The 26815-nt window shown below is 71.2% G+C and carries 25 protein-coding genes and 1 pseudogene; 13 read left to right on the forward strand and 13 right to left on the reverse strand.

What is annotated here, in order from left to right; genetic code table 11:
• The 6 genes from ACWEKM_RS38345 to pknB all read left to right on the forward strand — a co-directional run.
• Positions 1 to 382, forward strand: a 382-nt coding sequence (locus ACWEKM_RS38345; protein ID WP_451625910.1) for an FHA domain-containing protein, incomplete at its 5' end; no start/stop codon positions are given.
• 10 nt (positions 383 to 392) lie between these two features.
• A complete protein-coding gene (locus ACWEKM_RS38350) occupies positions 393 to 908 on the forward strand; it encodes an FHA domain-containing protein FhaB/FipA (protein WP_451625911.1) in 516 nt (171 codons plus the stop codon).
• Between the two features lie 143 nt (positions 909 to 1051).
• Positions 1052 to 2602, forward strand: a complete 1551-nt coding sequence (locus ACWEKM_RS38355; protein ID WP_451625933.1) for a Stp1/IreP family PP2C-type Ser/Thr phosphatase — start codon at positions 1052 to 1054, stop codon at positions 2600 to 2602.
• Positions 2603 to 2629: 27 nt separating this feature from the next.
• A complete protein-coding gene (locus ACWEKM_RS38360; protein WP_451625912.1) occupies positions 2630 to 4069 on the forward strand; it encodes an FtsW/RodA/SpoVE family cell cycle protein in 1440 nt (479 codons plus the stop codon).
• Positions 4066 to 5556: a peptidoglycan D,D-transpeptidase FtsI family protein gene (locus ACWEKM_RS38365; RefSeq protein WP_451625913.1), complete on the forward strand. Its 1491-nt coding sequence runs from the start codon at positions 4066 to 4068 to the stop codon at positions 5554 to 5556. Before ACWEKM_RS38360 ends, ACWEKM_RS38365 begins: the two co-directional genes overlap by 4 nt.
• 170 nt (positions 5557 to 5726) lie before the next feature.
• Positions 5727 to 7721 carry a Stk1 family PASTA domain-containing Ser/Thr kinase gene (pknB, locus tag ACWEKM_RS38370; protein WP_451625914.1) on the forward strand — a complete coding sequence of 665 codons (1995 nt, stop codon included), beginning with the start codon at positions 5727 to 5729 and terminating at the stop codon, positions 7719 to 7721.
• A 145-nt stretch (positions 7722 to 7866) separates the two neighbouring features.
• Here pknB and ACWEKM_RS38375 read toward each other — a convergent pair whose 3' ends face one another.
• From ACWEKM_RS38375 to ACWEKM_RS38400, 6 genes and pseudogenes are all read right to left on the reverse strand, one after another.
• Positions 7867 to 8610 carry a class E sortase gene (locus tag ACWEKM_RS38375; protein ID WP_451625915.1) on the reverse strand — a complete coding sequence of 248 codons (744 nt, stop codon included), beginning with the start codon at positions 8608 to 8610 and terminating at the stop codon, positions 7867 to 7869.
• A gap of 13 nt (positions 8611 to 8623) precedes the next feature.
• Entirely contained in the window at positions 8624 to 9721 is a 1098-nt protein-coding gene (locus ACWEKM_RS38380; protein WP_451625916.1) for a class E sortase, read from the reverse strand.
• The gene (locus tag ACWEKM_RS38385) at positions 9718 to 10356 is read right to left on the reverse strand and encodes an aminodeoxychorismate/anthranilate synthase component II (RefSeq protein WP_451625917.1); all 639 of its coding nucleotides are present in this window, start codon (positions 10354 to 10356) and stop codon (positions 9718 to 9720) included. The genes ACWEKM_RS38380 and ACWEKM_RS38385 overlap by 4 nt, the downstream gene beginning before the upstream one ends.
• A complete protein-coding gene (locus ACWEKM_RS38390; RefSeq protein WP_451625918.1) occupies positions 10353 to 10550 on the reverse strand; it encodes a hypothetical protein in 198 nt (65 codons plus the stop codon). Before ACWEKM_RS38390 ends, ACWEKM_RS38385 begins: the two co-directional genes overlap by 4 nt.
• Before the next feature lie 16 nt (positions 10551 to 10566).
• Positions 10567 to 10812 (reverse strand): annotated as a pseudogene (locus ACWEKM_RS38395) (class E sortase); the annotation flags it as partial.
• A 14-nt stretch (positions 10813 to 10826) separates the two neighbouring features.
• The gene (locus tag ACWEKM_RS38400) at positions 10827 to 11630 is read right to left on the reverse strand and encodes a DUF881 domain-containing protein (RefSeq protein WP_451625919.1); all 804 of its coding nucleotides are present in this window, start codon (positions 11628 to 11630) and stop codon (positions 10827 to 10829) included.
• A gap of 141 nt (positions 11631 to 11771) precedes the next feature.
• On the opposite strand from ACWEKM_RS38400, the gene crgA reads away from it, so the two are divergent.
• Positions 11772 to 12026 (forward strand): cell division protein CrgA, encoded by a 255-nt coding sequence (gene crgA / locus ACWEKM_RS38405; RefSeq protein ID WP_121889393.1) that lies wholly within the window; start codon positions 11772 to 11774, stop codon positions 12024 to 12026.
• 301 nt (positions 12027 to 12327) lie between these two features.
• Here the strand turns inward: crgA and ACWEKM_RS38410 are convergent, their stop codons facing one another.
• Positions 12328 to 13218 (reverse strand): rhomboid family intramembrane serine protease, encoded by an 891-nt coding sequence (locus ACWEKM_RS38410; protein WP_451625920.1) that lies wholly within the window; start codon positions 13216 to 13218, stop codon positions 12328 to 12330.
• A gap of 110 nt (positions 13219 to 13328) precedes the next feature.
• Entirely contained in the window at positions 13329 to 13862 is a 534-nt protein-coding gene (locus ACWEKM_RS38415; RefSeq protein ID WP_451625921.1) for a peptidylprolyl isomerase, read from the reverse strand.
• A gap of 333 nt (positions 13863 to 14195) precedes the next feature.
• Between ACWEKM_RS38415 and ACWEKM_RS38420 the strand changes: the two genes are divergently transcribed.
• Positions 14196 to 14900 (forward strand): DUF5324 family protein, encoded by a 705-nt coding sequence (locus ACWEKM_RS38420; RefSeq protein ID WP_451625922.1) that lies wholly within the window; start codon positions 14196 to 14198, stop codon positions 14898 to 14900.
• Between the two features lie 156 nt (positions 14901 to 15056).
• Here ACWEKM_RS38420 and ACWEKM_RS38425 read toward each other — a convergent pair whose 3' ends face one another.
• Positions 15057 to 15716 carry a response regulator transcription factor gene (locus ACWEKM_RS38425; RefSeq protein ID WP_451625923.1) on the reverse strand — a complete coding sequence of 220 codons (660 nt, stop codon included), beginning with the start codon at positions 15714 to 15716 and terminating at the stop codon, positions 15057 to 15059.
• A 147-nt stretch (positions 15717 to 15863) separates the two neighbouring features.
• Positions 15864 to 17246: a sensor histidine kinase gene (locus ACWEKM_RS38430; protein WP_451625924.1), complete on the reverse strand. Its 1383-nt coding sequence runs from the start codon at positions 17244 to 17246 to the stop codon at positions 15864 to 15866.
• A gap of 184 nt (positions 17247 to 17430) precedes the next feature.
• Here ACWEKM_RS38430 and ACWEKM_RS38435 point away from each other — a divergent pair, with 184 nt between their 5' ends.
• From ACWEKM_RS38435 to ACWEKM_RS38445, 3 genes are read left to right on the forward strand one after another with little or no spacing between them, the layout of a single operon-like run.
• Positions 17431 to 17667: a hypothetical protein gene (locus ACWEKM_RS38435; RefSeq protein ID WP_451625925.1), complete on the forward strand. Its 237-nt coding sequence runs from the start codon at positions 17431 to 17433 to the stop codon at positions 17665 to 17667.
• A complete protein-coding gene (locus tag ACWEKM_RS38440) occupies positions 17664 to 18422 on the forward strand; it encodes an ABC transporter ATP-binding protein (RefSeq protein ID WP_451625926.1) in 759 nt (252 codons plus the stop codon). Before ACWEKM_RS38435 ends, ACWEKM_RS38440 begins: the two co-directional genes overlap by 4 nt.
• Before the next feature lie 2 nt (positions 18423 to 18424).
• The gene (locus tag ACWEKM_RS38445) at positions 18425 to 20956 is read left to right on the forward strand and encodes an FtsX-like permease family protein (protein ID WP_451625927.1); all 2532 of its coding nucleotides are present in this window, start codon (positions 18425 to 18427) and stop codon (positions 20954 to 20956) included.
• Positions 20957 to 21224: 268 nt separating this feature from the next.
• Here the strand turns inward: ACWEKM_RS38445 and ACWEKM_RS38450 are convergent, their stop codons facing one another.
• Positions 21225 to 21755 (reverse strand): hypothetical protein, encoded by a 531-nt coding sequence (locus ACWEKM_RS38450; RefSeq protein ID WP_451625928.1) that lies wholly within the window; start codon positions 21753 to 21755, stop codon positions 21225 to 21227.
• A 67-nt stretch (positions 21756 to 21822) separates the two neighbouring features.
• Here ACWEKM_RS38450 and ACWEKM_RS38455 point away from each other — a divergent pair, with 67 nt between their 5' ends.
• A complete protein-coding gene (locus tag ACWEKM_RS38455; RefSeq protein ID WP_451625929.1) occupies positions 21823 to 22233 on the forward strand; it encodes an ArsR/SmtB family transcription factor in 411 nt (136 codons plus the stop codon).
• 443 nt (positions 22234 to 22676) lie between these two features.
• Here ACWEKM_RS38455 and ACWEKM_RS38460 read toward each other — a convergent pair whose 3' ends face one another.
• On the reverse strand, positions 22677 to 23738 hold the full coding sequence (locus tag ACWEKM_RS38460; protein WP_451625930.1) for a PP2C family protein-serine/threonine phosphatase: 1062 nt from the start codon (positions 23736 to 23738) through the stop codon (positions 22677 to 22679).
• Positions 23739 to 23820: 82 nt separating this feature from the next.
• Entirely contained in the window at positions 23821 to 25398 is a 1578-nt protein-coding gene (locus ACWEKM_RS38465) for a hypothetical protein (RefSeq protein ID WP_451625931.1), read from the reverse strand.
• A 337-nt stretch (positions 25399 to 25735) separates the two neighbouring features.
• On the opposite strand from ACWEKM_RS38465, the gene ACWEKM_RS38470 reads away from it, so the two are divergent.
• The coding region (locus ACWEKM_RS38470; protein WP_451625932.1) for a serine/threonine-protein kinase at positions 25736 to 26815 on the forward strand (1080 nt) is incomplete at its 3' end.

The following is a 26815-nucleotide window of genomic DNA, read 5'->3' on the forward strand; positions in this document are numbered from 1 at the left end:
TCTTTCCATTCAGGACGCTCTTCCGATCTCCCGGCCGGGCGGCTACGGCTACCCCCAGCCCGCCGGGCAGCGGCCCCCGGCCGCCCCGACGAGCGGCGGACGCACCCGCTACTGGATCGAGATCAACGGCACCCGCCATCAGATCTCCCGCCCGACGCTGGTGCTGGGCCGCAGCACCGAAGCCGACGTGCGGATCGACGACCCCGGCGTCTCCCGCCGGCACTGTGAGATCCGGACCGGAACGCCCTCGACGATCCAGGATCTCGGCTCCACCAACGGCATCGTGGTGGACGGGCAGCACACCACCCGCGCTACGCTCCGCGACGGCTCGCGGATCGTCGTGGGCAGCACCACCATCATTTACCGGCAAGCCGAAGGGTGAAGCGGGGGCAATGTCAGAGCTGACCCTCACGGTCATGCGGCTGGGTTTCCTGGCCGTACTGTGGCTGTTCGTGATCGTGGCCGTGCAGGTCATCCGCAGCGACCTGTTCGGTACGCGCGTCACCCAGCGCGGATCGCGTAGGGACGCCGGGCGCCCGCAGCAGGCCGCCCGGCAGCAGGCCGCGCCCCCGCAGCAGCGCGGCCAGCAGGGCGGCGGCCGGCAGCGGCGCAACGCCCCCACCAAGTTGGTCGTGACCGAGGGCACGCTGACCGGCACCACCGTCGCGCTGCAGGGCCAGACGATCACCCTGGGTCGCGCGCACGACTCCACGATCGTGCTGGACGACGACTACGCCTCCAGCCGCCATGCCAGGATCTACCCCGACCGCGACGGCCAGTGGATCGTCGAGGACCTCGGATCCACCAATGGCACCTACCTGGACCGGTCCCGGCTGACGACCCCCACACCGATCCCGCTGGGCGGGCCGATCCGCATCGGCAAGACCGTCATCGAGCTGCGGAAGTAGTGCTACATCATGAGTGAGCGCGAGCGGAGCGAGCACGTGACGGCGGACCGCAGGGCGGCCCCCGGTGCGCTCCCGACCGGAGGGTGGGCAGTGTGGCTCGACACGACCGGCTGTACCCGGAACAGCCGACAGGCGAGGTGCGCATGAGTCTGTCACTGCGCTTCGCCGCCGGATCGCACAAGGGCATGATCCGGGAGGGCAACGAGGACTCCGGTTACGCCGGTCCCCGGCTGCTCGCCATCGCCGACGGCATGGGCGGCCAGGCGGCCGGCGAAGTCGCCTCCTCCGAGGTGATCTCCACACTGGTCACGCTCGACGACGACGTGCCCGGCTCCGACATCCTCACCTCCCTCGGCGTCGCCGTGCAGCGCGCCAACGACCAGCTGCGCGCCCTGGTCGAGGAGGACCCGCAGCTGGAGGGCATGGGCACCACGCTCACCGCCCTGCTGTGGACCGGCCAGCGCCTCGGCCTCGTACACGTCGGCGACTCCCGCGCCTATCTGCTGCGCGACGGCGTCCTCACCCAGATCACCCAGGACCACACCTGGGTGCAGCGGCTCGTCGACGAGGGCCGGATCACCGAGGAGGAGGCGACCACCCACCCCCAGCGCTCGCTGCTCATGCGCGCGCTGGGCAGCGGCGACCACGTCGAACCCGACCTGTCCATCCGTGAGGTCCGGGCCGGCGACCGCTATCTGATCTGCTCCGACGGCCTGTCCGGCGTCGTCTCCCACCAGACGATGGAGGAGACCCTCGCCAGCTACCAGGGCCCGCAGGAGACCGTGCAGGAGCTGATCCAGCTCGCGCTGCGCGGCGGCGGCCCCGACAACATCACCGTCATCGTCGCCGACGTCCTCGACCTGGACACCGGCGACACCCTGGCCGGCCAGCTGTCCGACACCCCCGTGGTGGTCGGCGCGGTCGCCGAGAACCAGCACCACCTGCACGACAACGGGATCATGCAGACCCCGGCCGGGCGTGCCTCGCACCTCGGCCGCCAGGTGCCCGGCCAGGGCGGCGGCGAGTTCGGCCCGCCCGGCAGCGGCGACACCACCGGCTACACCCCGGCCGACGGCTTCGGCGACTACGGCGACGACGACTTCGTCAAGCCGCGCAAGAACCGCAGCTGGCTCAAGCGTTCCCTGTACGGCGGTCTCGCCCTGGCCGTCATCGGCGGCGGCCTGTACGGCGGTTACCGCTGGACGCAGACCCAGTACTACGTGGGCGTCAAGGGCGAGCACGTCGCGCTGTACCAGGGCATCAGCCAGGACCTGGCCTGGGTGTCACTGTCCACGGTGGAACAGGACCACCCCGAGATCGAACTCAAGTACCTGCCGCCCTACCAGCAGAAACAGGTCAAGGCCACGATCGCCGAGGGCGGCCTGAACGACGCCCGGTCGAAGGTCCAGGAACTGGCCGTGCAGGCATCCGCCTGCGAGAAGGAGGCGCGGCGGCAGGCCGCCGACAGCGAGAGCAATGCCAAGACGGGCCAGGGCGAGGCCGGGGGCACCACGGGAACCACCCACGCCTCCTTCACGTCCAAGGTCTCGCCGACCCCCGACCCGTCGGCTTCCTCGGGGACGTCGTCGTCTCCCTCGAAGCCCCCGTCCACGACCTCGTCCGCGACCCCCAGCCCCGGCCCCACCCTCTCGGAGGATGAGCAGAAGGTCGTCTCGCTGTGCGGTAAGCAGTAGGCAAGCCGTGAGAGGCCCCGTCACACGATGAGCAGTACTTCCCACACGTCGACGCACCAGACGTCCACGATCGGCTCCATCGGCGCGCCGAGCCGACGCAACACCGAGCTCGCGCTGCTGGTGTTCGCCGTCGTCATCCCGGTGTTCGCCTACGCCAACGTGGGCCTGGCCATCAACGGCCGGGTGCCGCCGGGCCTGCTCAGCTACGGCTGCGGCCTCGGCCTGCTCGCGGGCGTCGGCCACCTGGCCGTACGGAAGTTCGCCCCGTACGCCGACCCGCTGCTGCTGCCGCTGGCCACGCTGCTCAACGGCCTCGGGCTCGTCGTCATCTGGCGGCTCGACCAGTCGAAGCTGCTCCAGTCGCTGCCCAACTATGTGACGGCGGCGCCCCGCCAGCTGCTGTACACCGCGATGGGCATCGCCCTGTGCATCGTCGTGCTGATCTTCCTCAAGGACCATCGCGTCCTGCAGCGCTACACCTACATCTCCATGTTCTGCGCGCTGATCCTGCTCCTGCTGCCGCTGGTGCCCGGCCTCGGGGCCAATATCTACGGCGCCAAGATCTGGATCAGGGTCCCCGGCCTCGGCTCCCTCCAGCCAGGTGAATTCGCGAAGATCGTCCTCGCCGTCTTCTTCGCCGGCTATCTGATGGTGAAGCGCGACGCCCTGGCCCTCGCGAGCCGGCGCTTCATGGGCCTGTATCTGCCGCGCGGCCGCGACCTCGGACCCATCCTGGTCGTCTGGGGGATCTCGATCCTCATCCTGGTCTTCGAGACCGACCTCGGCACCTCGCTGCTGTTCTTCGGAATGTTCGTCATCATGCTGTACGTCGCCACCGAGCGGACCAGCTGGATCGTCTTCGGTCTGCTGATGTCCGCGGCCGGCGCCGTCGGCGTGGCGAGCTTCGAACCGCACGTCCAGCAGCGCGTCCAGGCCTGGCTCAACCCGCTGGGGGAGTACAAGCTCAGCCAGCAGGGCGTGGTCGGCCACTCCGAGCAGTCCATGCAGGCGCTGTGGGCCTTCGGCTCCGGCGGCACCCTCGGCAGCGGCCTCGGCCAGGGCCACTCGGACCTCATCAAGTTCGCCGCCAACTCCGACTTCATCCTCGCCACCTTCGGCGAGGAACTGGGCCTGGCCGGCCTGATGGCGATCCTGCTGCTGTACGGCCTGATCGTGGAGCGCGGCGTACGCACCTCCCTCGCCGCCCGCGACCCCTTCGGCAAGCTGCTCGCCATCGGCCTCTCCGGTGCCTTCGCCCTCCAGGTGTTCGTCGTCGCGGGCGGCGTCATGGGCCTGATCCCGCTGACCGGTATGACGATGCCGTTCCTGGCGTACGGCGGTTCCTCCGTCATCGCCAACTGGGCCCTCATCGGCATCCTGATCCGGATCAGCGACACCGCGCGCCGCCCGGCCCCCGCCCCCGCAAGCAACCCCGACGCCGAGATGACCCAGGTGGTCCGCCCGTGAACAAGCCCCTGCGCCGGATCGCGATCTTCTGCGGACTCCTGGTCCTCACGCTGCTCATCCGGGACAACTGGCTCCAGTACGTCCAGGCCGACAGCCTGAAGAACGACAAGCTGAACCGCCGCGTCACCATCGCCCGCTACTCCACCCCGCGCGGCGACATCATCGTCGACGGCAACCCCATCACCGGGTCCACCGAGACCAGCACCAGCGGTCTGAACGACCTGAAGTACAAGCGCACCTACAAGGACGGCCCGATGTGGTCGCCGGTCACCGGGTTCGCCTCGCAGGCATTCGGGGCCAACCAGCTGGAGTCCATCGAGGACGGCATCCTCACCGGCAACGACGACCGGCTCTTCTTCCGCAACACCCTCGACATGGTCACGGGGAAGCCGAAGCAGGGCGGCAACGTCGTCACCACGCTCAACGGGGCCGCGCAGAAGGCCGCGTACAACGGTCTGAAGGCCCAGGGCGGCAAGGGCGCGGTGGTCGCCCTGGAACCGTCCACCGGCAAGATCCTGGCGCTGGCGTCCTACCCGTCGTACGACCCGTCGTCGTTCGCCGGGAACTCCACGGGCTCCGACTCCAAGGCGTGGACCGGGCTGCAGAAGAAGAACAACGCCGCCGACCCGATGCTGAACCGGGCGCTGCGCGAGACCTACCCGCCGGGCTCCACCTTCAAGGTGGTCACCGCGGCGGCGGCGCTGGAGAACGGGCTGTACAACTCGGCCGACGACAAGACCAACTCGCCGCTGCCGTGGATCATGCCGGGTACGACCACGCCGCTGCGCAACGAGGGCAACCTCCCCTGCAAGAACGCCACCATGCGCGAGGCGCTGCGGGTGTCCTGCAACACCGTCTTCGGCAAGATCGGCGCCGATCTCGGCAACGACAAGATGCTGGCGGAGGCGAAGAAGTTCGGCTTTGACGCCGAGCAGTTCACCCCGGTCCGCTCCAGCGCCTCCGTGTTCTCCGAGAACATGGACCAGTCGCAGACCGCGCAGTCCTCGATCGGCCAGTTCAACACGGCGGCCACCCCGCTCCAGATGGCCATGGTCGCCTCGGCGGTCGCCAACGACGGCAAGCTGATGAAGCCGTACATGGTCGACAAGCTCCAGTCCTCGAACCTGGACACCATCGCCCAGACCGACCCGGAGGAGCTGAGCCAGCCGCTGTCCTCCAAGAACGCGCAGATCCTGCAGTCGATGATGGAGACGGTCGTCAAGGACGGCACCGGCCAGAACGCGCAGATCGGCGGCGGGGTCACCGTGGGCGGCAAGACCGGTACCGCCCAGCACGGCCTGGGGAACAGCGAGAACCCCTATGCCTGGTTCATCTCGTATGCCAAGCTCAGCGACGGCAGCGCGCCGGTCGCGGTCGCCGTGGTCATCGAGGACGAGAACGCCAACCGCGACGACATCTCCGGCGGCGGACTCGCCGCGCCGATCGCGAAGAACGTGATGGAGGCGGTCATCAACGCCAAGCAGTGACTCCGCTCACGTCCCCTTCACATCGGTGCACGTTGCGATACCGGTCCTGTATCGGGTCACGGGCTTGGCCAGGTCACACCTTACGAGCCGGGTACGGTAGGCCCGGACGGCAGCCTCCGGCCGCACATACCGTGCCGGCCGGGACCGACGGAGAGGGCTGGTAAGTAGCTATGGAAGAGCCGCGTCGCCTCGGCGGCCGGTACGAGCTGGGCCAGGTGCTCGGCCGTGGTGGCATGGCGGAGGTCTACCTCGCCCATGACACCCGCCTCGGCCGCACCGTCGCTGTGAAGACGCTGCGCGCGGACCTCGCGCGTGATCCGTCCTTCCAGGCCCGGTTCCGCCGGGAGGCCCAGTCGGCCGCCTCGCTCAACCATCCCGCGATCGTCGCGGTCTACGACACGGGCGAGGACTACATCGACGGGGTCTCGATCCCGTACATCGTCATGGAGTACGTCGACGGCTCCACGCTCCGTGAACTGCTGCACAGCGGTCGCAAGCTGCTGCCGGAGCGGACGCTGGAGATGACCATCGGCATCCTCCAGGCACTGGAGTACTCGCACCGGGCCGGCATCGTCCACCGCGACATCAAGCCCGCCAACGTGATGCTGACCCGCAACGGTCAGGTCAAGGTCATGGACTTCGGCATCGCCCGCGCCATGGGCGACTCCGGCATGACGATGACGCAGACAGCGGCCGTCATCGGCACCGCCCAGTACCTGTCGCCGGAGCAGGCGAAGGGCGAGCAGGTGGACGCCCGCTCGGACCTGTACTCGACCGGGTGCCTGCTGTACGAGCTGTTGACGGTGCGGCCGCCCTTCGTCGGGGACTCCCCGGTGGCCGTGGCCTACCAGCACGTCCGGGAGGAACCGCAGCCGCCGAGCGTCTTCGACCCCGAGATCACGCCCGAGATGGACGCGATCGTACTGAAGGCGCTGGTCAAGGACCCCAACTACCGCTACCAGTCCGCCGACGAGATGCGCGCCGACATCGAGGCATGCCTCGACGGCCAGCCGGTCGCGGCGACGGCGGCGATGGGCGCGGTCGGCTACGGCGGCTACCCGGACGACCAGCCGACGACGGCACTGCGCCCGGACGCCGGGGCCGGCGCCACGACGATGCTGCCGCCGATGAACCCGGACGACGGCGGCTACGGCTACGACGACCGTCCCGACCGGCGCCGCCAGCAGAAGAAGAACAACACCTCGACCGTCCTCCTCGTGGTCGCGGGCATCCTGGTCCTGATCGGCGCGATCCTGATCGGGAAGTGGGCGATGAGCGGGAAGAACGCGGACGACGGCAAGGTCGACACGCCGAACTTCGTCGGAGAGACCCAGCAGCGCGCGCAGAGCATGGCGGAGAACGTCGGTCTGACCGTGACCACGTCCAAGAAGACCTGCGAGGACCAGCCCAAGGGCAAGGTCTGCTCCCAGGACCCGGACCCCGACACGAGGATCGACAAGGGCACCTCGGTCAGCCTGGTCGTCTCCACGGGCGCGCCGAAGGTCGCGGTGCCCAACGTCATCAACAAGGACATCGATACGGCCACGCAGCAGCTCGAAGACAAGGGCTTCAAGGTCAAGACAACAGAAACGGAGTCCCAGCAAACCGAGGGAACGGTGCTCAGCCAGAACCCCGACCCCGGTACGGAACTGGAGAAGGCATCCACGGTGACCCTTGAGGTCGCCAAGGCAGTGGCGAAGTCGACCGTGCCCGACGTCGTCGGCAGGACCTGCGACGAGGCCAAGGCCCAGATGACGGCCAGCAACCTGGTCGGCAACTGCGTCGAGACACCCACGACGGACGCCACCCAGGACGGCAAGGTCATCTCGACCAGCCCGCAGGCCGGCCAGCAGATGGACAAGAACTCGCAGGTGACGATCACCGTCGGCAAGCTCCAGCAGCAACAGAAGACGCCGGTGCCGGACGTCCGCCTCAACACGGTGGCACAGGCCAAGCAGACGCTGAACGCGGCCGGCTTCACCAACATCCAGTTCGCGCCGAACAGCGATCAGGGCGACAACGCGATCGTCACCGGTCAGAGCCCCAACGCGGGCGAACAGGTCGACGCCCCCGGCAGCACGCAGATCACGCTGACCACCGCGGGCGCCGGCGGCAACAACGGAGGCAACAACGGAGGCGGCGGACTCTTCGGCGGCCAACGCTGATCTGCCCGAGCCGCACGAAGAAAGCACACGAGTGCCGCACGAAGAAAGCACACGAGTAAGGGCTCCTGCCGGGAACACTTCCGGCAGGAGCCCTTACTTCTCGGACCGGTTCGGCCCGGTTCAACTCATTCGGCCCGGCTCGACCTCAGCGCAGTTCCTTCGGTGGGGTTCGTTTGTTGTCGACCTTGTCCACGCGGACCAGTTCGCCCCAGACCACATAGCGGTAGCGGCTCGTGTAGACCGGGGTGCAGGTCGTCAGGGTGATGTAGTGGCCCGGCTTCTTCCTGCCGGATTCCCTGGGGACCTTGTCGAGGACCTCGACGTTGTATTTCGAGGTCTCCGCAAGGACGGCGTAGGTCTTGTAGACGTACCACTCGTCCTTCGTCTCGAAGACGATCGGGTCGCCCTTCTTCACCCTGTCGATGTTGTGGAACTTGGCGCCGTGGCCGTCGCGGTGGGCGGCGAGGGTGAAGTTGCCCTCCTTGCCGGACATGGGGAGCGTGGCCTTGACGGGATCGGAGTAGTAGCCGGCCACCCCGTCGTTCAGGACCTGCGCCGAGGTGCCCTTCTCGACCAGCACCTCGCCGTTCTGCATCGCGGGCACATGCAGGAAGCCGATGCCGTCCTTGATGTCCAGCGCGCCGGGCCCGGTGTCCTCGGCCCAGTGGTCGCGGACCTTGTCGGACTGTCTGTTGGCGGCACGGTCGGCGATGACGTTCGTCCACCACAGCGAGTAGCCGACGAACAGGCCGAGCACCAGGCCCGCCGTGATGAGGAGTTCACCGAAGACGCTGATCGCGGTGGCGATCGGGCTCGCCCTGCGGCGCTCCGGTCCCGGCGCCGGGCTGGGCACGGACTGCTCTTCGATGTCGTCTGCGGTCGCTGACACTGTTCATCTGCCCTTACTGGACGAGTGCATCCGGCTTGCCCTTGCTGCGCGGCCGTTCCTCGACCATCTTGCCCCAGACGATCAACCGGTACTTGCTGGTGAACTCCGGTGTGCAGGTGGTCAGCGTGATGTAGCGACCCGGTGCGGTGATACCCGAGTCCTTCGGGATCGCGTCCAGCACGCCCGTGTTCGACGGCGACGTCACCGGCAGCATCGACGCCACCTTGTACACGAAGTACTCCTCCTGCGTCTCGACCACGACCGGGTCGCCGGACTTGAGCTTGTTGATGTACCTGAACGGTTCCCCGTGCGTGTTGCGGTGGCCCGCGAGCCCGAAGTTGCCCGTCTTGTCCGACGGCATGGCGGTCTTCAGCGGCTTCTGGCCGTAGTGCCCGACCATGCCCTTGTCGAGGACCTTCTTGTTGCTGACGCCCTCGGCGATCGGCACCACCACGTCCAGCTCGGGGATGTGCAGAAGGGCGAAGCCCTGCCCCGGCTCGAACTCGCCCGGCGCGCGCCTGCCGCTCGCCCAGTCCTGTTGCAGGTCGTCGGCCTCCTTGCCGGCCTCCGCATGCGCCCGCACGTTCGTCCACCACAGCTGGTAGGTGACGAACAGCAGCATCAGCACGCCGGTGGTGATGAACACCTCGCCTATCGCCCGGCTCGCGACGACGGCCGGGCCGGGCTTGCGCAGCCGCGCCCGCCGCCGGGCCTCGACCCGGGACAGCGGCGCCCCGGGCTCGCTCTCGTCGGCCAGGGGCTCACTCGCCCTGCCACCTCCACCGCCGCCTGCACCGCCGGCGCCATGACGCCCGCCACGCCGTTTGGCGGCCTTTCTGCGGGCCGCACGGCCGCCCGATGCGGGTCTGGTGACGGAGGAGCCGGAAGCGGCGCGAGAGGCGCGAGAGGGCGATCCAGCGGCGGTCGTGGATCCGTCGGCGGCCGGCGGCGGATCCGGGATCCGCAGGGCGACCGTCTCCTCGTCGATCGGGGGCAGGTACGGCGCCTCGTACGCCCCCTGGCCGGGTCTGTCCCCGAGCGCACCGGCAGCCCCGTACGACTCATCCTCGTACGAGGCGCCGCTCTCGCGCTCCGGGCGCAGCGCGGTCACGCCGTGGCCCTGCCCACCACCGGGGCGAGCCCCGCCGACCTCGCCACCGCACCCTGGTCCCCGCACTCCACCAGCCAGTTGGCCAGCATCCGGTGGCCGTGCTCGGTCAGCACCGACTCGGGGTGGAACTGCACGCCCTCGACGGGCAGTTCCCGGTGGCGCAGGCCCATGATGATGCCGTCGTGCGTGCGGGCCGTGACCTCCAGCTCCGGCGGGACGGTGGCCGGCTCGGCGGCCAGCGAGTGATAGCGGGTCGCCGTGAAGGGGGAGGGCAGCCCGGCGAAGACGCCCTTGCCCTCGTGCTCGACCGGCGAGGTCTTGCCGTGCAGCAGTTCGGGGGCGCGGTCCACGACACCGCCGTACGCCACCTGCATCGACTGCATGCCGAGGCAGACGCCGAAGACCGGGACCCCGGTGGCGGCGCAGTGGCGCACCATCTCGACGCAGACCCCGGCCTCTTCGGGGGTGCCGGGCCCCGGTGACAGCAGGACGCCGTCGAACCTGTCCTGGGCGTGGGCCGTCGACACCTCGTCGTTGCGCAGCACCTCGCACTCGGCGCCCAGCTGGTACAGGTACTGGACGAGATTGAAGACGAAGCTGTCGTAGTTGTCGACGACGAGAATCCGCGCACTCACTGGTTGTCCACCGTCACATCGTTGAAGGGCAGCAGCGGTTCGGCCCACGGAAAGACGTACTGGAACAGGATGTAGACCACGGCCAGGACCAGCACGAGTGAGATCAGTGCCCTCACCCACGCGTTGCCCGGCAGATGCCGCCAGATCCAGCCGTACATGCGGTCCCTTCCGTAGCGCCACGGCACCTGACTCACGCCGTACGGCACCAGACTAACGGCGCGGTGCCTTCGGTTTGCCTGCCTCCACAGGCTGTGTGGAATCGAGGTGCACCCGGACGATCAGCCGCTGACTGTGCCCCCGTTCCGGTTCGCACGTGGTCAGCGTCGGACAGCGGCCCGGACGCGTGCACCCGGACATACGCGGCACAGGGTCGATCACCTCAACGTCCGTCGGAACGGTTTTGCAGGACCCTTTGTCGATCCGATACGCGAACCAAGTGGTTCCGTCCGTCAGCCAATGGTCGACAGCTGTCAGTCGACGGGTTTCGCGTAGTGCAGATCCACCGTGCCCGAGTAACCCGGCAGAGTCACCGTGCCGTCGTCGGTGACCTTCCAGCCGAGGCCGTAGACGTTCACGTACACCATGTAGTTCTGGATGGCCGACGAGTCGGCGAGCGTCTTCTGCAGCCGCTCCGGGTCGCCGACCGCGGTGATCGTGTACGGCGGCGAGTAGACGCGGCCCTGGAGGATCAGCGTGTTGCCCACGCAGCGCACCGCGCTGGTGGAGATCAGCCGCTGGTCCATGACCTTGATGCCCTTGGCCCCGCCCTGCCACAGGGCGTTCACCACGGCTTGCAGGTCCTGCTGGTGGATGACCAGGTAGTCGGGCTGCGGCTCGGGGTAGCCGGGGAGCTTGGCGGTGGCGTTGGGCGGGGCGTCGTTGAGCGTCACCGTGACCGCCTTGCCGGTGAGCTTCTCGGTGCCCGTGCTCGCCTCCAGCCCGGACAGCTTCTCGTCCTGCGCCTTGCTGCTGCCGTCGTCGCGCTCGGCCAGCGCCTCGATCTCGTCGCGCGCGCCCGCGTTGGACTCGTCCAGCTCCTTGTTCTTGTGGCTGCGTTCCTGAATGAGGTCCGACAGCTTCAGCAAGGAGGCATCTGTGCGGATGTCGGTGCCCTTGGCCGTGTCGAAGCTGGTGAAGAAGATGAGCCCGGCGAGGGCGAAGACGCCCACCGTGAGGATCCGCACCGGCCGGAAGCGAGGCGTGCGGAAGCGAGGCGTGCGGACCGCCGGGGAACCCGTTGATCCCGTCCCGGGGGAGTCGGCAGAATTGCTCAACGTACCCTTATCTCCTTCGGCGCCGCGGAAGCACTACGCTAACGGACGCCCGGGGGAGCGCTCAGTGTCCCCTTGTACGCTGCCCGGAGCCCGATCCAGTTACCTGCGCGGCCACGCAGCGCATCGACAGGAGAGACCCTCGTGCCGAAGTCACGTATCCGCAAGAAGGCCGACTACACGCCGCCGCCCGCGAAGCAGGCGACCGCTATCAAGCTGAACAGCCGCGGCTGGGTAGCGCCCGTGATGCTGGCCATGTTCCTCATCGGTCTGGCCTGGATCGTGGTCTTCTACGTGACCGACGGCTCACTGCCCGTCGACTCCCTGGACAACTGGAACATCGTGGTCGGTTTCGGCTTCATCGCGGCCGGGTTCGGCGTCTCCACCCAGTGGAAGTAGCAGCCGCTTTCCGGTGAACACAGCTCTACCCAGGACTATCCGCTGAGTTATCCACAGACCTGGGGTCGTTTCCACATCCCCCTGGGGAAAAGACGACGATCTGTGGATAACTCATCGAGTGTTGACGCCGGTGTGACTGGCCTACCGGCCACCGCAAACCTGTTCGTCCCCTGCCCGACCTGGGAAAACACGCCTGAGCGACAAGGGGCACAGCTGTTCCCCCACACTGTGCACAAGATCCGGCACACACTGTGGACAACGGTTCGGTATCGGCTGGAGGGACTGGAGGGAAGGGTCCCGGTCAGATCAGCTGGTTCGTTCTGATCACGGTCATGACCACAACCACCACCAGCACCAGGGCGCAGGTGCCGTACTGGATCAGGGCCCGCTTCTCCCGTGGGGCGTGGACCATGGCGTAACCGGTGATGACGCCGGCGACCAGCCCGCCGATGTGCGCCTGCCAGGCGATGTTGAAGCCCGGGTTGAAGGTGATGATCAGGTTGACCACCAGCAGCGCGAGGACCGGGCGCATGTCGTAGTTGAGCCGGCGCAGCAGCACGGCCGTGGCGCCGAACAGCCCGAAGATCGCTCCGGAGGCACCCAGCGAGGGCTGGTTGGGCGCGGCGAGGAGATAGCTGAGCGCGCTGCCGGCCAGCCCGGAGACGAAGTAGAGCGCCAGATAACGGGCCCGGCCGAGGGCCGCCTCCAGGGGGCCGCCGATCCACCACAGGCTGAGCATGTTGAACAGGATGTGGATGAAGCTGCCGTGCAGGAACATCGCGGTCAGCAGGCGGTAGTACTGGCCTTCCGCGATGCCCTCGGCCGAGCCGAGGAGCGGGATGTACGCATGACCGATCAACTCGAACCGGTTGGTGAAGCGGTCGCCGACGGCCTGCTGGACCAGGAAGCAGGCCAGGTTGAGGCCGATCAGCACCTTGGTGAGCAGCCGGGGATCGGCCGTGATGGTGCCGCCCGCGAGGGTACGGGGCTGGGCCGCGGCCGGGGGGTGTCCGGTGCCGGAGCCGCCGCGGACGCAGTCGGGACACTGGAAGCCCACAGACGCGCTGACCATGCACTCCGGGCAGATCGGGCGCTCACAGCGGGTGCAGCGGATGCCGGTCTCGCGGTCCGGGTGCCGGTAGCACACGGGCAGGCTCTGGGCGTCCTGCGCGCGGCCTGTGGCCTGGTCCATGGGGTCCCCTCGGTCGGTCCTGGGCAATACACCGCCCCGCCCATCCTTACGGACGAGCGGGGCGTTTGGTTCCCTGCGGGAGGAACCGCGGCACTGCCGGGCGGGGCGGCTCAGCCCTCGCGCTTCTCGATGACGACCGACTCAAGAACGACGTCGTTGACCGGCCGGTCGTTCGGCCGGCTCGTCGGCACACCGGCGATGGCGTCCACGACCTTCTGGCTGGCCGTGTCGGTGACCTCGCCGAAGATGGTGTGCTTGCGGTTCAGCCAGGTGGTCGGGCCGACCGTGATGAAGAACTGCGAGCCGTTGGTGTTCGGGCCGGCGTTGGCCATGGCGAGCAGGTACGGCTTGTTGAAGGACAGATCCGGGTGGAACTCGTCCTCGAACTCGTAGCCGGGGCCGCCGATGCCGGTGCCCAGCGGGTCGCCGCCCTGGATCATGAAGCCGCCGATGACCCGGTGGAAGATCGTGCCGTCGTAGAGCTTGTCCTGGCTCGTCACGCCGGTCTCCGGGTGCTTCCACGCCCGCTCGCCCTGAGCGAGTTCGACGAAGTTCTTGACCGTCTTGGGCGTGTGGTTCGGAAAGAGCCGGACCTCGATGTCGCCGTGGTTGGTCTTCAGGGTGGCGTAAAGCTGCTCGGCCACGATCTGCCTTCCGTTGTCTGCGTGTGACTCCTCCGATCCTCGCACGGCGTGCCCCCTGCGTCGCCCGACGGCTGCGGGCGGGTCTGCATCTGCACGAATCGCTTGCGAAAAACCGGTCGGGTCCCCTCGGGCCGGAAGCGCGGGGCGGCGATCCATGGCATTGTCGACGTCAGGCCCCTGTTGACCAGAATCCGCGATTCGCCCGCTCTTGCTCTTGATCGAGTGGAACGGCACCCGTATGCCCGCCCCGCATGCCGCGCGGCGCGCGGGCAGGCATGATCCTGAAAAGGGTGGAAAGTCGAAATACCGTACGCCACCGAGGAGGAGGATCCCGTGACCCGCATCGACAGCGTGCGCGCCGCGACCGGCTCGGCGAAGGACAGCGTGCTGCACGCCGCGGAAGTGGTGGCGCCCTACGCCGACACGGCCAAGGAGCGTGCCGCGTACTACGCACAAGAGGCACGCGTACGGCTCGCGCCCATGGTGTCGCAGGCCACCGAACAGGCCCGCGTCCACTATGACGCCCGGCTTGCTCCGCGCCTGGAACATGCGCGCTCCCACGTGCCACCGAAGGTGGACCAGGCGGCGCACGACGCGGCCGTCCGTACCCGTAGGGCGGCCCGGCAGGCCGCCGCATACTCGCGGCCGAGGATCGAGCAGGCCGTCGCGGCGGCGGGACCGGTCCGTGACGAGGCCGCCGCTCGGAGTGCCGCCGCGCTGGCCGCGCTGCGCGGCCAGGTCACTCCCAAGGAGATCCAGAAGCTGGTCCGCAAGCATGAGCGGCGGGCGAAGGCCGGCCGGGTGGCGAAGGTGCTGGCCGTGGTCGGCGTGCTGGCCGGTGGCGCCTTCGCCGCCTGGAAGTGGTGGGACAAGCAGACCAACCCCGACTGGTTGGTCGAGCCACCCGCCGCGACCGATGCCCCCGAGCCGAACCGGCTGGGTTCGGTGGACGGCAGCCCCGACGCCTCGGCCCTCGACCCCGAGGTACAGGCCAAGGAGGCCGAGGATCGGGCCGCCAGGGACGACGACCAGCGCTGACGTCCGGCGTCCGTCGGACCTCCGTGGGGCGGGAGACGGGCATCCGTCGAACCCCCGTAGGACAGGAGACGGGCAGCCCTTCACCCCCGTGGGGCGGGAGCGTCCGGGCCTCCCGCCCCACGCCCGTGTTTCACGTGAAACATCCGAGGGGGGCGCTCAGGCCCGTCGGCGGGTGTCCTCCAGATAGTGCAGTACGGCGGCCACTCGCCGGTCGACCCGGTCGGTGGGGGCGAGATCCAGCTTCGCGAAGATGCTGCGGATGTGCTTGTGGACCGCGCCCTCGGTGACGAAGAGCCGCTCGGCGATGGCGCCGTTGCCCAGCCCCTCGGCCATCAGGGCCAGCACCTCCCGCTCCCGGGGGCTGAGCCGCTCCAGCCGGGTGTCCTGACGGGAGCGGGTGAAGAGCTGGGCGACCACCTCGGGGTCGATGGCGGTGCCGCCTCCGGCCACCCGTCGGAGCGCCTCCAGGAACTCCTCGACCCGTCCGACCCGCTCCTTCAGCAGATAGCCGAGGCCGCCCACCCCACCGGTGAGCAGTTCGGTGGCGAAGGACTGCTCGACGTAGGCGGACAGCACGAGGACGGCCAGGTCGGGCCGTCTGTGGCGGGCCTCGACGGCCGCGCGAATGCCCTCGTCGGTGTGCGTGGGCGGCATCCGTACGTCGAGGATGGCGACGTCGGGCTTGTGCTGGTCGATGGCGTCCAGCACGCCGTCGGGGGTGTCCGCGGTGGCCACCACGTCGAGGGACTCCGCGCGCAGCAGCAGGGCGAGGCCCTCGCGCAGCAGCGGGTCATCCTCGGCTATCACGATCCGCATGTCACGATCCGTCTGTCACGATCCACAGGTCGCCGGCCGGTCGGCTCGGCCCACGACGCACCGCCCACACCTCGGGCGTCACTGCCCAGGTCGCGACGGTCCGTTGGCACGGTCCGCACCTCGTGATCGACAGGCGTGGGCCGACGGTCAGGATCCGGCGGGCAGGTCCATTTCGAGGACGGTGGGCCCGCCCGGCGGGCTGGCCACGGTGAGCGTACCGTCGTGCGCGGCGACGCGGCGCCGGATGCCGCTGAGTCCGGAACCCTCGTCCTCGTCCGCGCCGCCCCGGCCGTCGTCCTCGATCCGCAGGAACAGCCGTCCGCCGCGGCCGCGCACCGTCACGGCCGCCGACACGGCTCCGCTGTGCTTGGCGATATTGGTCAACGCCTCGGCCACGACGAAGTAGGCGGTGGCCTCCACGGACGCGGCGCAGCGCTGCGGCGCCTCGACGTCGATATGGCAGGGCACGGCGCAGTTCGCGGCGAGGCCGGACAGGGCACCGGCGAGCCCGCGGTCGGCGAGCACGGGCGGCAGGATGCTCCGGGAGACGGTGCGCAGCTCCGCCAGTGCCTGCTCGGCGGCGGACTGCGCGCGCTCCAGCAGTTCCTCGGCGCCGGACGGGTCGCGGGCGACCATGCGGCGGGCGGCCCCGAGCAGCACGGTCACGGTGACGATCCGGTTCTGGGTGCCGTCGTGCAATGAGCGCTCGATGCGGCGCAGTTCGGTGGCGTGGGCGTCGAGCGCGGCGGCGCGGGTCGCGGTCAGTTCGGCGACGCGCAGGGAGAGGTCGGTGTCCGGGCCGACGGCGAGCAGGCTCCGGCCGGGCCGGGCCTGCAGCCGGGCCATGCCGGGCGTCAGGCCCAGGATGACGGCGACCCAGGCCAGGGCGAGGAGGGACACGGAGGCCGCCGCCGTCCAGGAGTGCGCGACCCCGAATCCCAGCGAGGTACTCGTCGCGTCGCTCGGAACGAACCGCCACCACAGCGGGAAGGCGGCGTCCCGCACGGTGGCGATGGGCAGCAGGAGCGCGAGCAGGCCCAGCAGCAGACCGAGGGTGGCGTGCCGGGCGAGCCAGCGCAGTTCGCGGTGCGTGGTGGGATCGGAGAGGGCGGCGCGCAGCCCGCCCGGGGGCGCGTCGGGGGCCACTACCTCGGGACCCCAGCGGCCAAGCCGTGCGCGTTCCCGGCGGGCCAGGCGGTGCAGCGCGCGCAGCGCACCGATGGCGAGGAGCAGTCCCACGCCGACCGGCGCGGTGACCGCGCTGAGCACGAGCCACAGCAGCACACCCAGCGCGAGCACCGCCGTGCCGAGGCCCCCGACGAGCTGTTTGAGCGCGGAGAACGCGGCCAGGACGGTCCGTACGACGACTTCTTTGGATTCCTTGGATTCCTTGGATTCCTTCGGTTCTTTCGGTTCTTTCGGTTCTTTCGGTTCCTTGGGTTCTTTGGGCCCGGTCCCGGTGGTGTTCCCCGGGGCCGCGTCGTCGCCGCCCGGCTCGGCTTCCGGTGTGGTGGTGCGGTCCGTTCTCATCCCTGCCTCCCCGCTCGCCGCCGACCCTACGACGGCGGCGGGACGGGCGGCTTGTTCGTGGGCGGAAAGTACAGCCTGCTGTACCTCCGACCGGGCGGCTCACGGGATCGGCCCAGAGGGCTCCGCTCCGTAGCGTCCTGGAGTGACGGAAGCCGACGAGCAAGTCCCCCCGGAGGAGCCCCGAATGCCGGACAACGACCCCTACCGCCTCACCCGGGCCCCCGCCCATGAGGGCGGCCCGCGCGCCGAGTCGGCCCGGGTCGGCCGCACCGTGCTGTGGCTGCTGCTGGTGCTGAGCGCCGCCGCCAACACGGTGACCTCGATGGCCGGTGCGGCCACCGTCGTGAGCCTGGCCTGCGGTCTGGGCACCGTGGCCTGTGTCATCGGCCTCGTCGTGCTGCGGCTGCGGGGCCGGCGATGACCACCGCCACCGGTCCGGCCGCCCGCGCCACGCAGGCCGCCCCCGCCATCGCGCTGGAGCACGTGACCAAGACGTACGACGGTGGCGTCCGCGCCCTCGACGACGTCTCGCTCACCGTCGGCCACGGCACCTTCCTCGCCGTGATGGGGCCGTCCGGCTCCGGCAAGAGCACCCTCATGCACTGTGCCGCCGGGCTGGACACCCCGACCACGGGCAGTGTCCGCATCGACGGCCATGAGATAGCCGGGCTGAACGAGACCCGCCGCACCGAACTGCGCCGTGACCGCGTCGGCTTCGTCTTCCAGGCGTACAACCTGATCCCCTCGCTGAGCATCGAGGACAACATCACGCTGCCGCTGCGGCTGGCCGGCCGACACCCCGACCGGGACTGGTTGCGGATCCTGGTCGAGCGGGTCGGGCTGGCCGACCGGCTCGGCCACCGCCCGGCCGAGCTGTCCGGCGGCCAGCAGCAGCGGGCCGCCGTGGTGCGGGCGCTCGCGGCCCGCCCGGCCGTCGTCTTCGCCGACGAGCCGACCGGGGCGCTGGATCTGCGCAGCGCCCACCAGGTGCTGGACCTGCTGCGCGACCTGGTGGACGAGCTGGGCCAGACCGTCGTGATGGTCACCCACGACCCGGCCGCCGCGGCCCGCGCGCACCGGGCGCTGGTGATGGCCGACGGCGGGGTCGTCGACGCCCTGGACGCCCCCACCGCACCCGAACTGGCCGACCGCCTCGTCACGTTGGGAGAGCGCTAGCCATGCTGCACCTCGCGGTCCGTATGGCCGCCCACCGGATCGCCGCCCTGCTGGCCGTGGCGTGCGCCGTGCTGGGCGGCGGGGCGCTGGTCACCGCCACGGGCGTGCTGGCCGAGACCGGTCTGCGCTCGCATCTGCCCCCGGGTCGGCTCGCCGGCGCGGACCTGGTGGTCGGCGCCGACCAGGAGTTCCACCCACCGGGGGACCTGCCGATCGCCCTGCCCGAGCGGGCCAGGGTCCCGGCCGGGCTGGTGGACCGGCTGGCCGGGCTGCCGGGCGTCACGAAACTGGTCGGGGACGTCGGTTTCCCGGTCTCGCTCGTCGGCGCCCACGGCGGGGTCGTATCGGCCGCGGACCCCGGGCCCGCCGGGCACGGCTGGTCCTCGACCCGGCTGCTGGCGCACGCGCGGGTCGAGGGCCGGGCGCCGACCGGCTCCGCCGAGATCGCCGTCTCCGCCGAACTGGCCGCCGCGGCCGGGGTCGGCGTCGACGATCGGGTGCGGGTCCTCGCGGGCGAGCGGCCCGCCACCGCCTACCGCGTCTCGGCGGTGGTGACCGCGCCGGGCGCCGGGGTCTATGTCGCCGACGCCACGGCCGTACGGCTGTCGGGCCGTACGGGGAGCGTGGACCTGGTCGGGCTGACCACCGAGCCGGGCGCGCGCGACCGGGTCGCCGACGCGGTACGCGAGCGGATCGCGGGCAGCGGGCTGAAGGTCCGTACCGGAGCGGATGTGGGCGTGGCCGTGTCACCGGGCGCGGACGCGTCGCGCTCGCTGCTGATCCTGCTCGCCGGCTCGCTCTCCGGGATCGTGCTGCTGGTCACCGGGTTCGTCACGGCGGGCGCACTGGGCGTGTGCATCGCCGGGCAGCGCCGTGACCTGGCGCTGATGCGGGCGGTGGGCGCCACCCCGAAGCAGATCCGCCGGCTGGCCGCCGCCCAGTCGACGGTGGTCGCGGCCGTGGCCCTGGTGCCCGGAGTGGCCCTCGGCTATCTGCTGGCCGGGCAGTTCCGGCAGCTGCTGGCGGACCGGGGCGTGCTCTCCCCCGACCTCCCGCTCAGCGTCAGCCCGCTGCCCGCCCTCGCCACGCTGCTGCTGATGCTCGCGGTGGTCCGGCTCTCCGCCCGCACCGCGGCCTGGCGGACCTCGCGGATGGCGGCCACCGAAGCCGTCGCCGAGTCGCGCAGCGAGCCGCGCCGGCCCTCGCGGGCGCGGACCCGCACCGGTCTGCTGCTGATCGTCGCCGCGGGTGTGCTGTCGGCGGGGCCGCTGCTGTCGCGGACCGTGCTCGGCGCCACCGCCACCTCCATCGCGGGCATGGTCTCGGCGATCGGCCTGGCGCTGGCCGGGCCCGCGCTGGTCGCCCGTGCCGGATCGGCGGCGACGCGGCGGCTGCGGCCCGATACCGCCGCGCCGACCTGGCTGGCGCTGGCCAACATCCGCGCCTACGCCCTGCGGATCGCCGGCGTGGTCAGCCCGCTCGCCATGGCGGTCGTGTTCGTGCTGACGTACACCCTGGCGCAGACCACGGTGCTCGCCGCCACCGCCGCCGACACCCGCGACGGCACCCTCGGCCAGTACCGGCTGAGCGCGCCGGGCCAGGGCACGGTGGCCGACGGGACGCTCGACGCCGTACGACGGCTGCCGGGTGTGCGAGCGGCGGCACCGGTCGGCGCGACCACGGTGGTGTGGCAGTACGAGCTGTTCGGTGACACCGAGACCGAATCCGCCTCGGCGCAGGTCCTGGCCCCGGACGCGGCCGGCGTGCTGGATCTGGACGTGCGGGAGGGCGGCCTGTCCGCGCTCACCGGCCGCACCGTCGCCGTCAGTTCCGACGCGGCCCGCTCCCGCGGCGCGGTGCGGGGCGAGCGAGTGCGGCTGATCCTCGGCGACGGCACGCCGGTCGACGCCCGGGTGGTCGCCGTGTACGACCGCGGGCTCGGCTTCGGCTCGGTGGTCCTCTCCCGTGATCTGGCCGCCGGGCACACCACGACGGCGCCGCAGCAGAGCATCCTGGTCCGCACGGACGGCACGGGCGCGGCCGACCGTACGCTCACGGCGTTCGCCGCGTCCCGGCCGAGGCTCGTGCTCACCGGCACCGACACCGGCACCGGCTCGGTGGACGGCGGCGACGACACCCCGCCGGAGGTGTGGATCAACCTGGCGACCATCGTGGTCCTGCTCGGCTATCTGCTGCTCAGCATCGCCAACAAGCTCGTCGCCGCCACCGCCCAGCGACGCACCGAGATCGCCGCGCTGCGTCTGGTCGGTACGACGCCCCGGCAGATCCGGTCGATGATGCGCCGTGAGGCCGCGGTGATCGCCGCGGCGGCGCTCGCCGCCGGTGTGCTGCTGTCGGCCGTGCCGCTCGCCCTGCTGGGCCAGGGTTTCCTCGGCCGTCCCTGGCCGGCGGGCCCGCCGTGGCTGCTGCCCGCCGCCGCGGTCACGGTCGCGGTGACGGCCTTCGCCACCGTGGAACTCCCCACCCGGAGCACCCTGCGCCACGCCCCCGCCGAGGCCCTCCGCGCCACCTGACGGACGACGGGGGCGGGGATGACAGGGGCCGGAACGGCACGGTGGGAACGGAAACGGCGGGGCCGACGGGGCCGACGGGGCCGACGGGGCCGACGGGGCCGACGGGGCCGACGGGGCCGACGGGGCCAGAACAGCAGAGGCCGGGACGCCATGGGCGGGGACGGCAGGGCCGGGACGGCACGGGTGGGGACAGCGGGGACGGGAACGGCAGAGGCGGAACGGCAGGGTCGGGAACGGCACGGGCAGGGATTGCACGGGCCGGGACCGCTCAGGTACCTCGTCCGGTGTGGAGGTCCAGGACCGCCCCGCCATCGGGGGTCGCCTCGCCGTCCGGGGCCTCCTCGCCATCGGGGCCGGCCTCTCCGTCCGGGGACGGCGAGGCGGGGCTGCTGGTGGCCGAGGGCAGTTCCGCCGGGAGGTCGACCGACTGCTCCACCGTCGTCCCCGGGTCTCCCGACGGGCCACCCCCGGCGCCGGGGCGGACCGCCACCAGGATCAGGGCGGTCACCGCGACCGCGCAGAGCACGCGGCCCAGGCGGCGGGCCTTGGCCCGTCCGTCCAGTTCCTGCCAGGCCGGGCCGGTGCGCGGCTCCTCCCGCTGCCAGAGTTCACCGACCGCCGCCGACACCGACACCTGGGAGGTCATCCGCTCCCGGGCGGACGGCTCCTTGGGGGCGCCGGAGACATGGATGGCGCCCTCGCTGTCCCGGAGGAACTTCTCCCACACCCCCTCCGGAACGAACGGCAGGCCGACGGGATCCTCGAACGATCCGTCGCCGCCCGGCTGCTCACTGGTCACGTATCGGCTCCGATGTGCGGGTACCTCTCCAACGCCGCCGATGCGCGGCAGCGGTTAGCATACTTGCATGAGAGCGCAAGTAGCCGCTTGGGACGAGGGGCAGGCCGAACGGTCGGTGGCGGTGCTCAAAGCGGTCGCCGACCCGTCGCGCTACCGGCTGCTGTGGGCGCTGAGCGAGCGGGAACTGCCGGTCAGCCGTCTCGCCGAGCTGATCGGAGCCCAAGTCGCTGCCACCTCCCAGCACTTGGCGAAGCTGCGCGTGCTCGGTCTGGTGGTCTCCCGGCGCGAGGGCACGCGCATCTACTACCGGGCCGCGGGGCCACGGGTACGGGCGCTCCTGGAGAGCGCGGTCCTGGCGGCCGACGAGGCCGCCCTCTCGGACACCGCCGCGTCCCCGGAGCCCGCCCAGCGGCCGGAGCCCGCCCTCCAGGAAGCCCGCGCCACCGCCCGAACCCCCCGCCCCGTCACGGAGCACTGACCCGTCACGGAGCACTGACCCGCCCTCAAGCCGGGCCCCTCCCCTGCCGCCCGGGCGTCCCAACGGAACGTCGGCTGTGCGGTCGTCGTGGTGCCGGGGATCGGCTGGGTGTCGTCGGCCGGCGGCGCCCGCCAGACGGCCCCGGCGAAGAACTTCTTCGACCTCTGGCCGGGTCGAGGGCATCGACCTGGGGCGGCAGGTCGTCCACCGCCAGACCGAGGTCGTCCGGGAGGTCTGGGAGACCCGCGAGACCCGGGAGACCCGCGAGACCCGGGAGACCCGCGAGACCCGGGAGACCCGCGAGACCCGGGAGACCCGCGAGACCCGGGAGACCGTAGCGACCGCCGCGTGGTGCGGCACCGTCTCCGCCCCTGTCCAGCCCTATCGAGCGCAGGCCGCCGTACCCGATGGTCCGCGCCCGCTTCCGCCGGCCGCCGACCGTGTCACCGGTAGCGCAACAGCAGCATGGCGGCGTCGTCCTGGAGGGGGCCGCTGACATGCTGCAGCAGATCCTGGCGCAGGGTCTCCAGGGCGGCCTGCGCATCCTGCTCCTTGAGCAGGTGGGAACGGTCCGGCAGCGGATAGAAGTGCCCGTCGGCATCCCGCGCCTCGGTCACCCCGTCCGTGTACAGCAGCAACTGGTCCCCCGGGAGAAAATCGGCGTGGAAGGGCTCCGGCGGCTCCGCACCGTGCGCACCCAGCCCCAGCGGCAGCGCGTACGCGGGCGGCTCGGGGAGGTCCACCGTGCCCGCGGCGCGGATCAGCATGGGGGCGGGATGCCCGAAGTTGACGAACGTGACCCGCTCGTCGCTCACCTCGGCCAGGATCGCGGTGACGAACTTCTCACCGTCCAACTGCCGGTCGACGGCCCGCTCCAGCCGCCGTCCCACGCGCACCAGGTCCGCCTCGTCCGGCGCGGCCTCACGGAACGCGCCCAGGACCACGGCGGCGGTCTCCACCGCCTCCAAGCCCTTGCCCTGCACGTCGCCCACGATCACCCGCACCCCGCCGGGGAAGGCAACCACCTCGTACAGATCGCCCCCGATACGGGCCTCCGCGACCGCGGACATGTAGGAGACCGCCACCCGCAGATGCCCGGCCAGCCGCGGCACCGGCTTGAGCAGCACCCGCTGGGCCGCCTCCGCGATCGACCGGAGGCTGTCCAGCTGCGCCTCCCGCTGCTGCCGCATGGACACGGCGACCAGCCCGGCCACCGTGACCCCGAGGACGGAGGCGAGAGCCATGTAGCCGCGCTGGGCGTCGATCAGGTCGTTGTACCAGCCCAGCCCTGCGGAGAGGAGCAGGGCTATCACGCCGATGCAGGCAGTGCGCCGCCAGCCGCCCACGAGCGGCGCGAACGCGGGCCCCACCGAGATCAGCGGCAGAAAACCCAGTGACGGGCTGGTGACGAGATCGGCGACGGCGACCGCCGCCATCGTCGCGTACGGCAGCACGGTCAGCGCCGTCAGACGGCGGCTCTGCGCAGTCTCGTCCTTCTCCGGCATCGGGCGCTCCCTCCCCTCCACGCTTGACGCCGAGCAGGCTCATCGTGACAGATCCTGTGCAACGACCTCCAGAGTGCAGAACTCAATTCAGGATCGGGCCACACCGCCCGTCGCTCATGAGGTCGGGAGATCCGGGAGGTTCCGCTGACGCGGCCGGGGCTGCTGGGGCTGCTGGGGCTGCAGAGGACGACGGTGGGCGTGTGGGGGACACCGCAGGGGGCGCATCGGGTTCCGGCAGGGGCGCGGGAGACGCGGGTGGATTCGGGTCGAGGGCCGACGGGGGCGTGGAGGAGGCACCGGGGGTACGCGAGCGCTCACCACGGGGACCATCGAACGCGGGCGCATCCGCAGGGGTGTTCCTCCCCCCGTCGCGCGCGCCCGCTTCCACAGCGAGGGCCCCGGCGTCAGCAGGCGTATCCGCCGCAACGGGCCCGGCCCCAGCAGCCGCCTCCACCGCAACGACCCCGACCCCAGCAGCCGCCTCCACCGCAACGACCCCGGCGTCAGCAGCCGCCTCCACCGCAACGACCCCGGCGTCAGCAGCCGCCTCCACCGCAACGACCCCGACCCCAGCAGCCGCCTCCACCGCAACAACCCCGACCCCAGCAGCCGCCTCCACCGCAACAACCCCGACCCCAGCAGCCGCCTCCACCGCAACAACCCCGACCCCAGCAGCCGCGACCGACGCAGCCACCCCGGCGTCAGCAGCCGCGACCGACGCACCGGGACCAGCCCCGGCAGACGCGGGCGCATCCGCCGTGAAGGTCTCGAAGCCGACAGGCGCATCCACCTCCGTCGCAACGGACCCTTCCCCGGCGCGCACATCCGCGTCCACCGTGAACTTCCCCGCCCCGGCAGGCACTTCCGCCCCCATCGCACCGGGACCAACCCCCGCGGGCGTCGACCCATCCGCCGTGAGCGTTCCGGTTCGGGCGGGCGGGCGCCGGAGGGGGAGGCGGGCCCATCGCGGTCGGTGTCCGTGCAGAAGGCCGAGGACGATCGCGGCGGTGACCGCGATCAGGTGCTCACGGCCCGCCAGGTTGGGTACGGCGATCGACTCCCACACCATCGACCCGCCGGTCAGGGTGAACACCACCGGGGCGCGCCGGACCACGGAGAGATAGGTGAACAGGCCCACCACCGCGGCGGACGGCCCGGTGTCGAGCACCTGCCCGGTCTCGGGCGGCAGCCCCAGCCCCCACCAGCCCGGCCCGAGCGCGATCATCACCCGTACCATCAGGGTGCCGGCCAGCGTCGTCGCGTACGCCACCGCCAGCGTGCGGGCCCGGCCCAGCGCGAGTTCGGCCAGCGCGAACGCGAGGAACAGCTGGGTGATGCCCGCCCACACCGGCAGGTCCAGGGCGGGTACGTACAGGGACACCGGCGTACGCAGCAGAGCCAGCCACAGCGGCAGGTCGGCCATGACGCCGCCCAGCCGCCACACCACCAGCGCGCCCGTCGGCCGCTGCGCGAGATCGTGGAAGAAGATGACGCCGCCCGCGGCCAGGAACGCCAGCGAGAGCGCGAACGGCCCGCGCCGCCGAAGCTGCCGCAGCGGATCGACGACGATGCCCTGCCACTCGCCGCGCAGCGTACGGCCCACGAACGCCGCCGCGCGCAGCGGCAGGACCCGCGGTCGCCCCTGCCCGCCGTCGCTCACGAAGGCCCGCGGTCCGTCATGATCGGTTCGCCCTCACCCGTTGATGCCCCCGTCACCCATTCCAGACGCCATCGTATAGATCGCCCGAGCCGTACGGCCGGGTCGGCCCCGAAGCGGTCCCCCAGGGCAGTCCGCCGAAGCGGTCCTCCGGTGCAGTCCACCGGGGCGCTCCCCCAAGGCGGTCCGCCGGAGGCCGCCGCGGCGGAGCCGGGACCGGACCGCCGACCCCGGCAAGTAGGCTGAGGCCGCTGCGGCACCCCCACCAACACCGCCCCACGCACAGGGTGTTGGCCTGCGGCGACCAGGAGTTGGCCAACGGCGTGAGGATGAAGGACAGGTGCTGATAGCGGGCCGGTATCGGCCGCACACCGCCCTCGGGCGGGGAGCGATGGGCGAGGTCTGGCGGGCACGGGACGAGATGCTCGGCACGGACGTGGCCATCAAGTTCCTGCTGGCCCAGAGTTCCGACGCCACCGCCACCGCCCGTTTCCGGCTGGAGGCGCAGACCGCGGGCCGACTCGACCACCCCCATGTGGTGGGGGTCCTGGACTTCGGTGCGCACGAGGACCGGCTGTTCCTGGTGATGGAACTGGTCGAGGGCGACAGCCTCGCGCGTGTGCTGTCCACGACGGGGCCGCTGCCCCCGGAGCGGGTGGCCCGCATCGCCGCCGAGGCGGCGGCCGGCCTCGCCGCCGCCCATCAACAGGGCATCGTGCACCGGGACATCAAGCCCGGGAACCTCCTGCTCGCCGCCGACGGCAGCCTCAAGATCGGCGACTTCGGCATCGCCCGCTTCATGGACGACCCGGCGGCCGGGCTCACCGCGACCGGACAGATCGTCGGCACCAGCCTGTACCTGGCCCCGGAACGCGCCCTCGGCAAAACCGCCGGACCGCCGTCGGACGTGTACTCCCTGGGCTGTGTGCTCTACCAACTCCTCATCGGACGGCCGCCGTTCCAGGCCGACTCGGCGCTGGCCATCCTGCACCACCACCTCGACACCGCGCCCACCCCGCCCCGGCAGCTCGGCGTCGACATGCCGCCCGCGCTGGAGAACTACCTGCTCGGCATGCTCGCCAAGCAGCCCGAAGCACGGCCGACCGCGCCCCAGGTCGCCGAGTGGTTCGCCGTCGACTCCTGGCGCGGGCACCGCGAACCACTCCCGCCCGCCACACCCAGGGAGGCCGGCGGGCACGCACCCGGCCGGGGCAGGCCGACACCCCGGCCCGGTTCCATTCCCGGTTCCCGTTCCATTCCCGGTTCCGGTTCCGGTTCCGCCGCAGCGGCCGGACCGAGATCCCCGGCCCCGGTCGGGCAGACGCCGCCCGACCCAGCCGGACGGAGCGGCGCGGGTGCGGGCCCAGCTGGACGGAGCGGCGCGGGCGCAGTCGGACGGGCGGGCAGCCGAGGCGCGGCC

The organism is Streptomyces sp. NPDC004752, from assembly GCF_053601275.1.

What these genes read in the sequence shown, in the direction of transcription:
- ACWEKM_RS38350 (WP_451625911.1), top strand. Translation starts at nt 393, where the DNA reads ATGTCAGAGCTGACCCTCACGGTCATGCGGCTGGGTTTCCTGGCCGTA.
- pknB (WP_451625914.1), top strand. Translation starts at nt 5,727, where the DNA reads ATGGAAGAGCCGCGTCGCCTCGGCGGCCGGTACGAGCTGGGCCAGGTG.
- ACWEKM_RS38410 (WP_451625920.1), bottom strand. Translation starts at nt 13,218, where the DNA reads ATGGACCAGGCCACAGGCCGCGCGCAGGACGCCCAGAGCCTGCCCGTG.
- ACWEKM_RS38455 (WP_451625929.1), top strand. Translation starts at nt 21,823, where the DNA reads ATGAGAGCGCAAGTAGCCGCTTGGGACGAGGGGCAGGCCGAACGGTCG.
- ACWEKM_RS38360 (WP_451625912.1), top strand. Translation starts at nt 2,630, where the DNA reads ATGAGCAGTACTTCCCACACGTCGACGCACCAGACGTCCACGATCGGC.
- ACWEKM_RS38355 (WP_451625933.1), top strand. Translation starts at nt 1,052, where the DNA reads ATGAGTCTGTCACTGCGCTTCGCCGCCGGATCGCACAAGGGCATGATC.
- ACWEKM_RS38440 (WP_451625926.1), top strand. Translation starts at nt 17,664, where the DNA reads ATGACCACCGCCACCGGTCCGGCCGCCCGCGCCACGCAGGCCGCCCCC.
- ACWEKM_RS38425 (WP_451625923.1), bottom strand. Translation starts at nt 15,716, where the DNA reads ATGCGGATCGTGATAGCCGAGGATGACCCGCTGCTGCGCGAGGGCCTC.
- ACWEKM_RS38460 (WP_451625930.1), bottom strand. Translation starts at nt 23,738, where the DNA reads ATGCCGGAGAAGGACGAGACTGCGCAGAGCCGCCGTCTGACGGCGCTG.
- ACWEKM_RS38445 (WP_451625927.1), top strand. Translation starts at nt 18,425, where the DNA reads ATGCTGCACCTCGCGGTCCGTATGGCCGCCCACCGGATCGCCGCCCTG.
- ACWEKM_RS38435 (WP_451625925.1), top strand. Translation starts at nt 17,431, where the DNA reads ATGCCGGACAACGACCCCTACCGCCTCACCCGGGCCCCCGCCCATGAG.
- ACWEKM_RS38430 (WP_451625924.1), bottom strand. Translation starts at nt 17,246, where the DNA reads ATGAGAACGGACCGCACCACCACACCGGAAGCCGAGCCGGGCGGCGAC.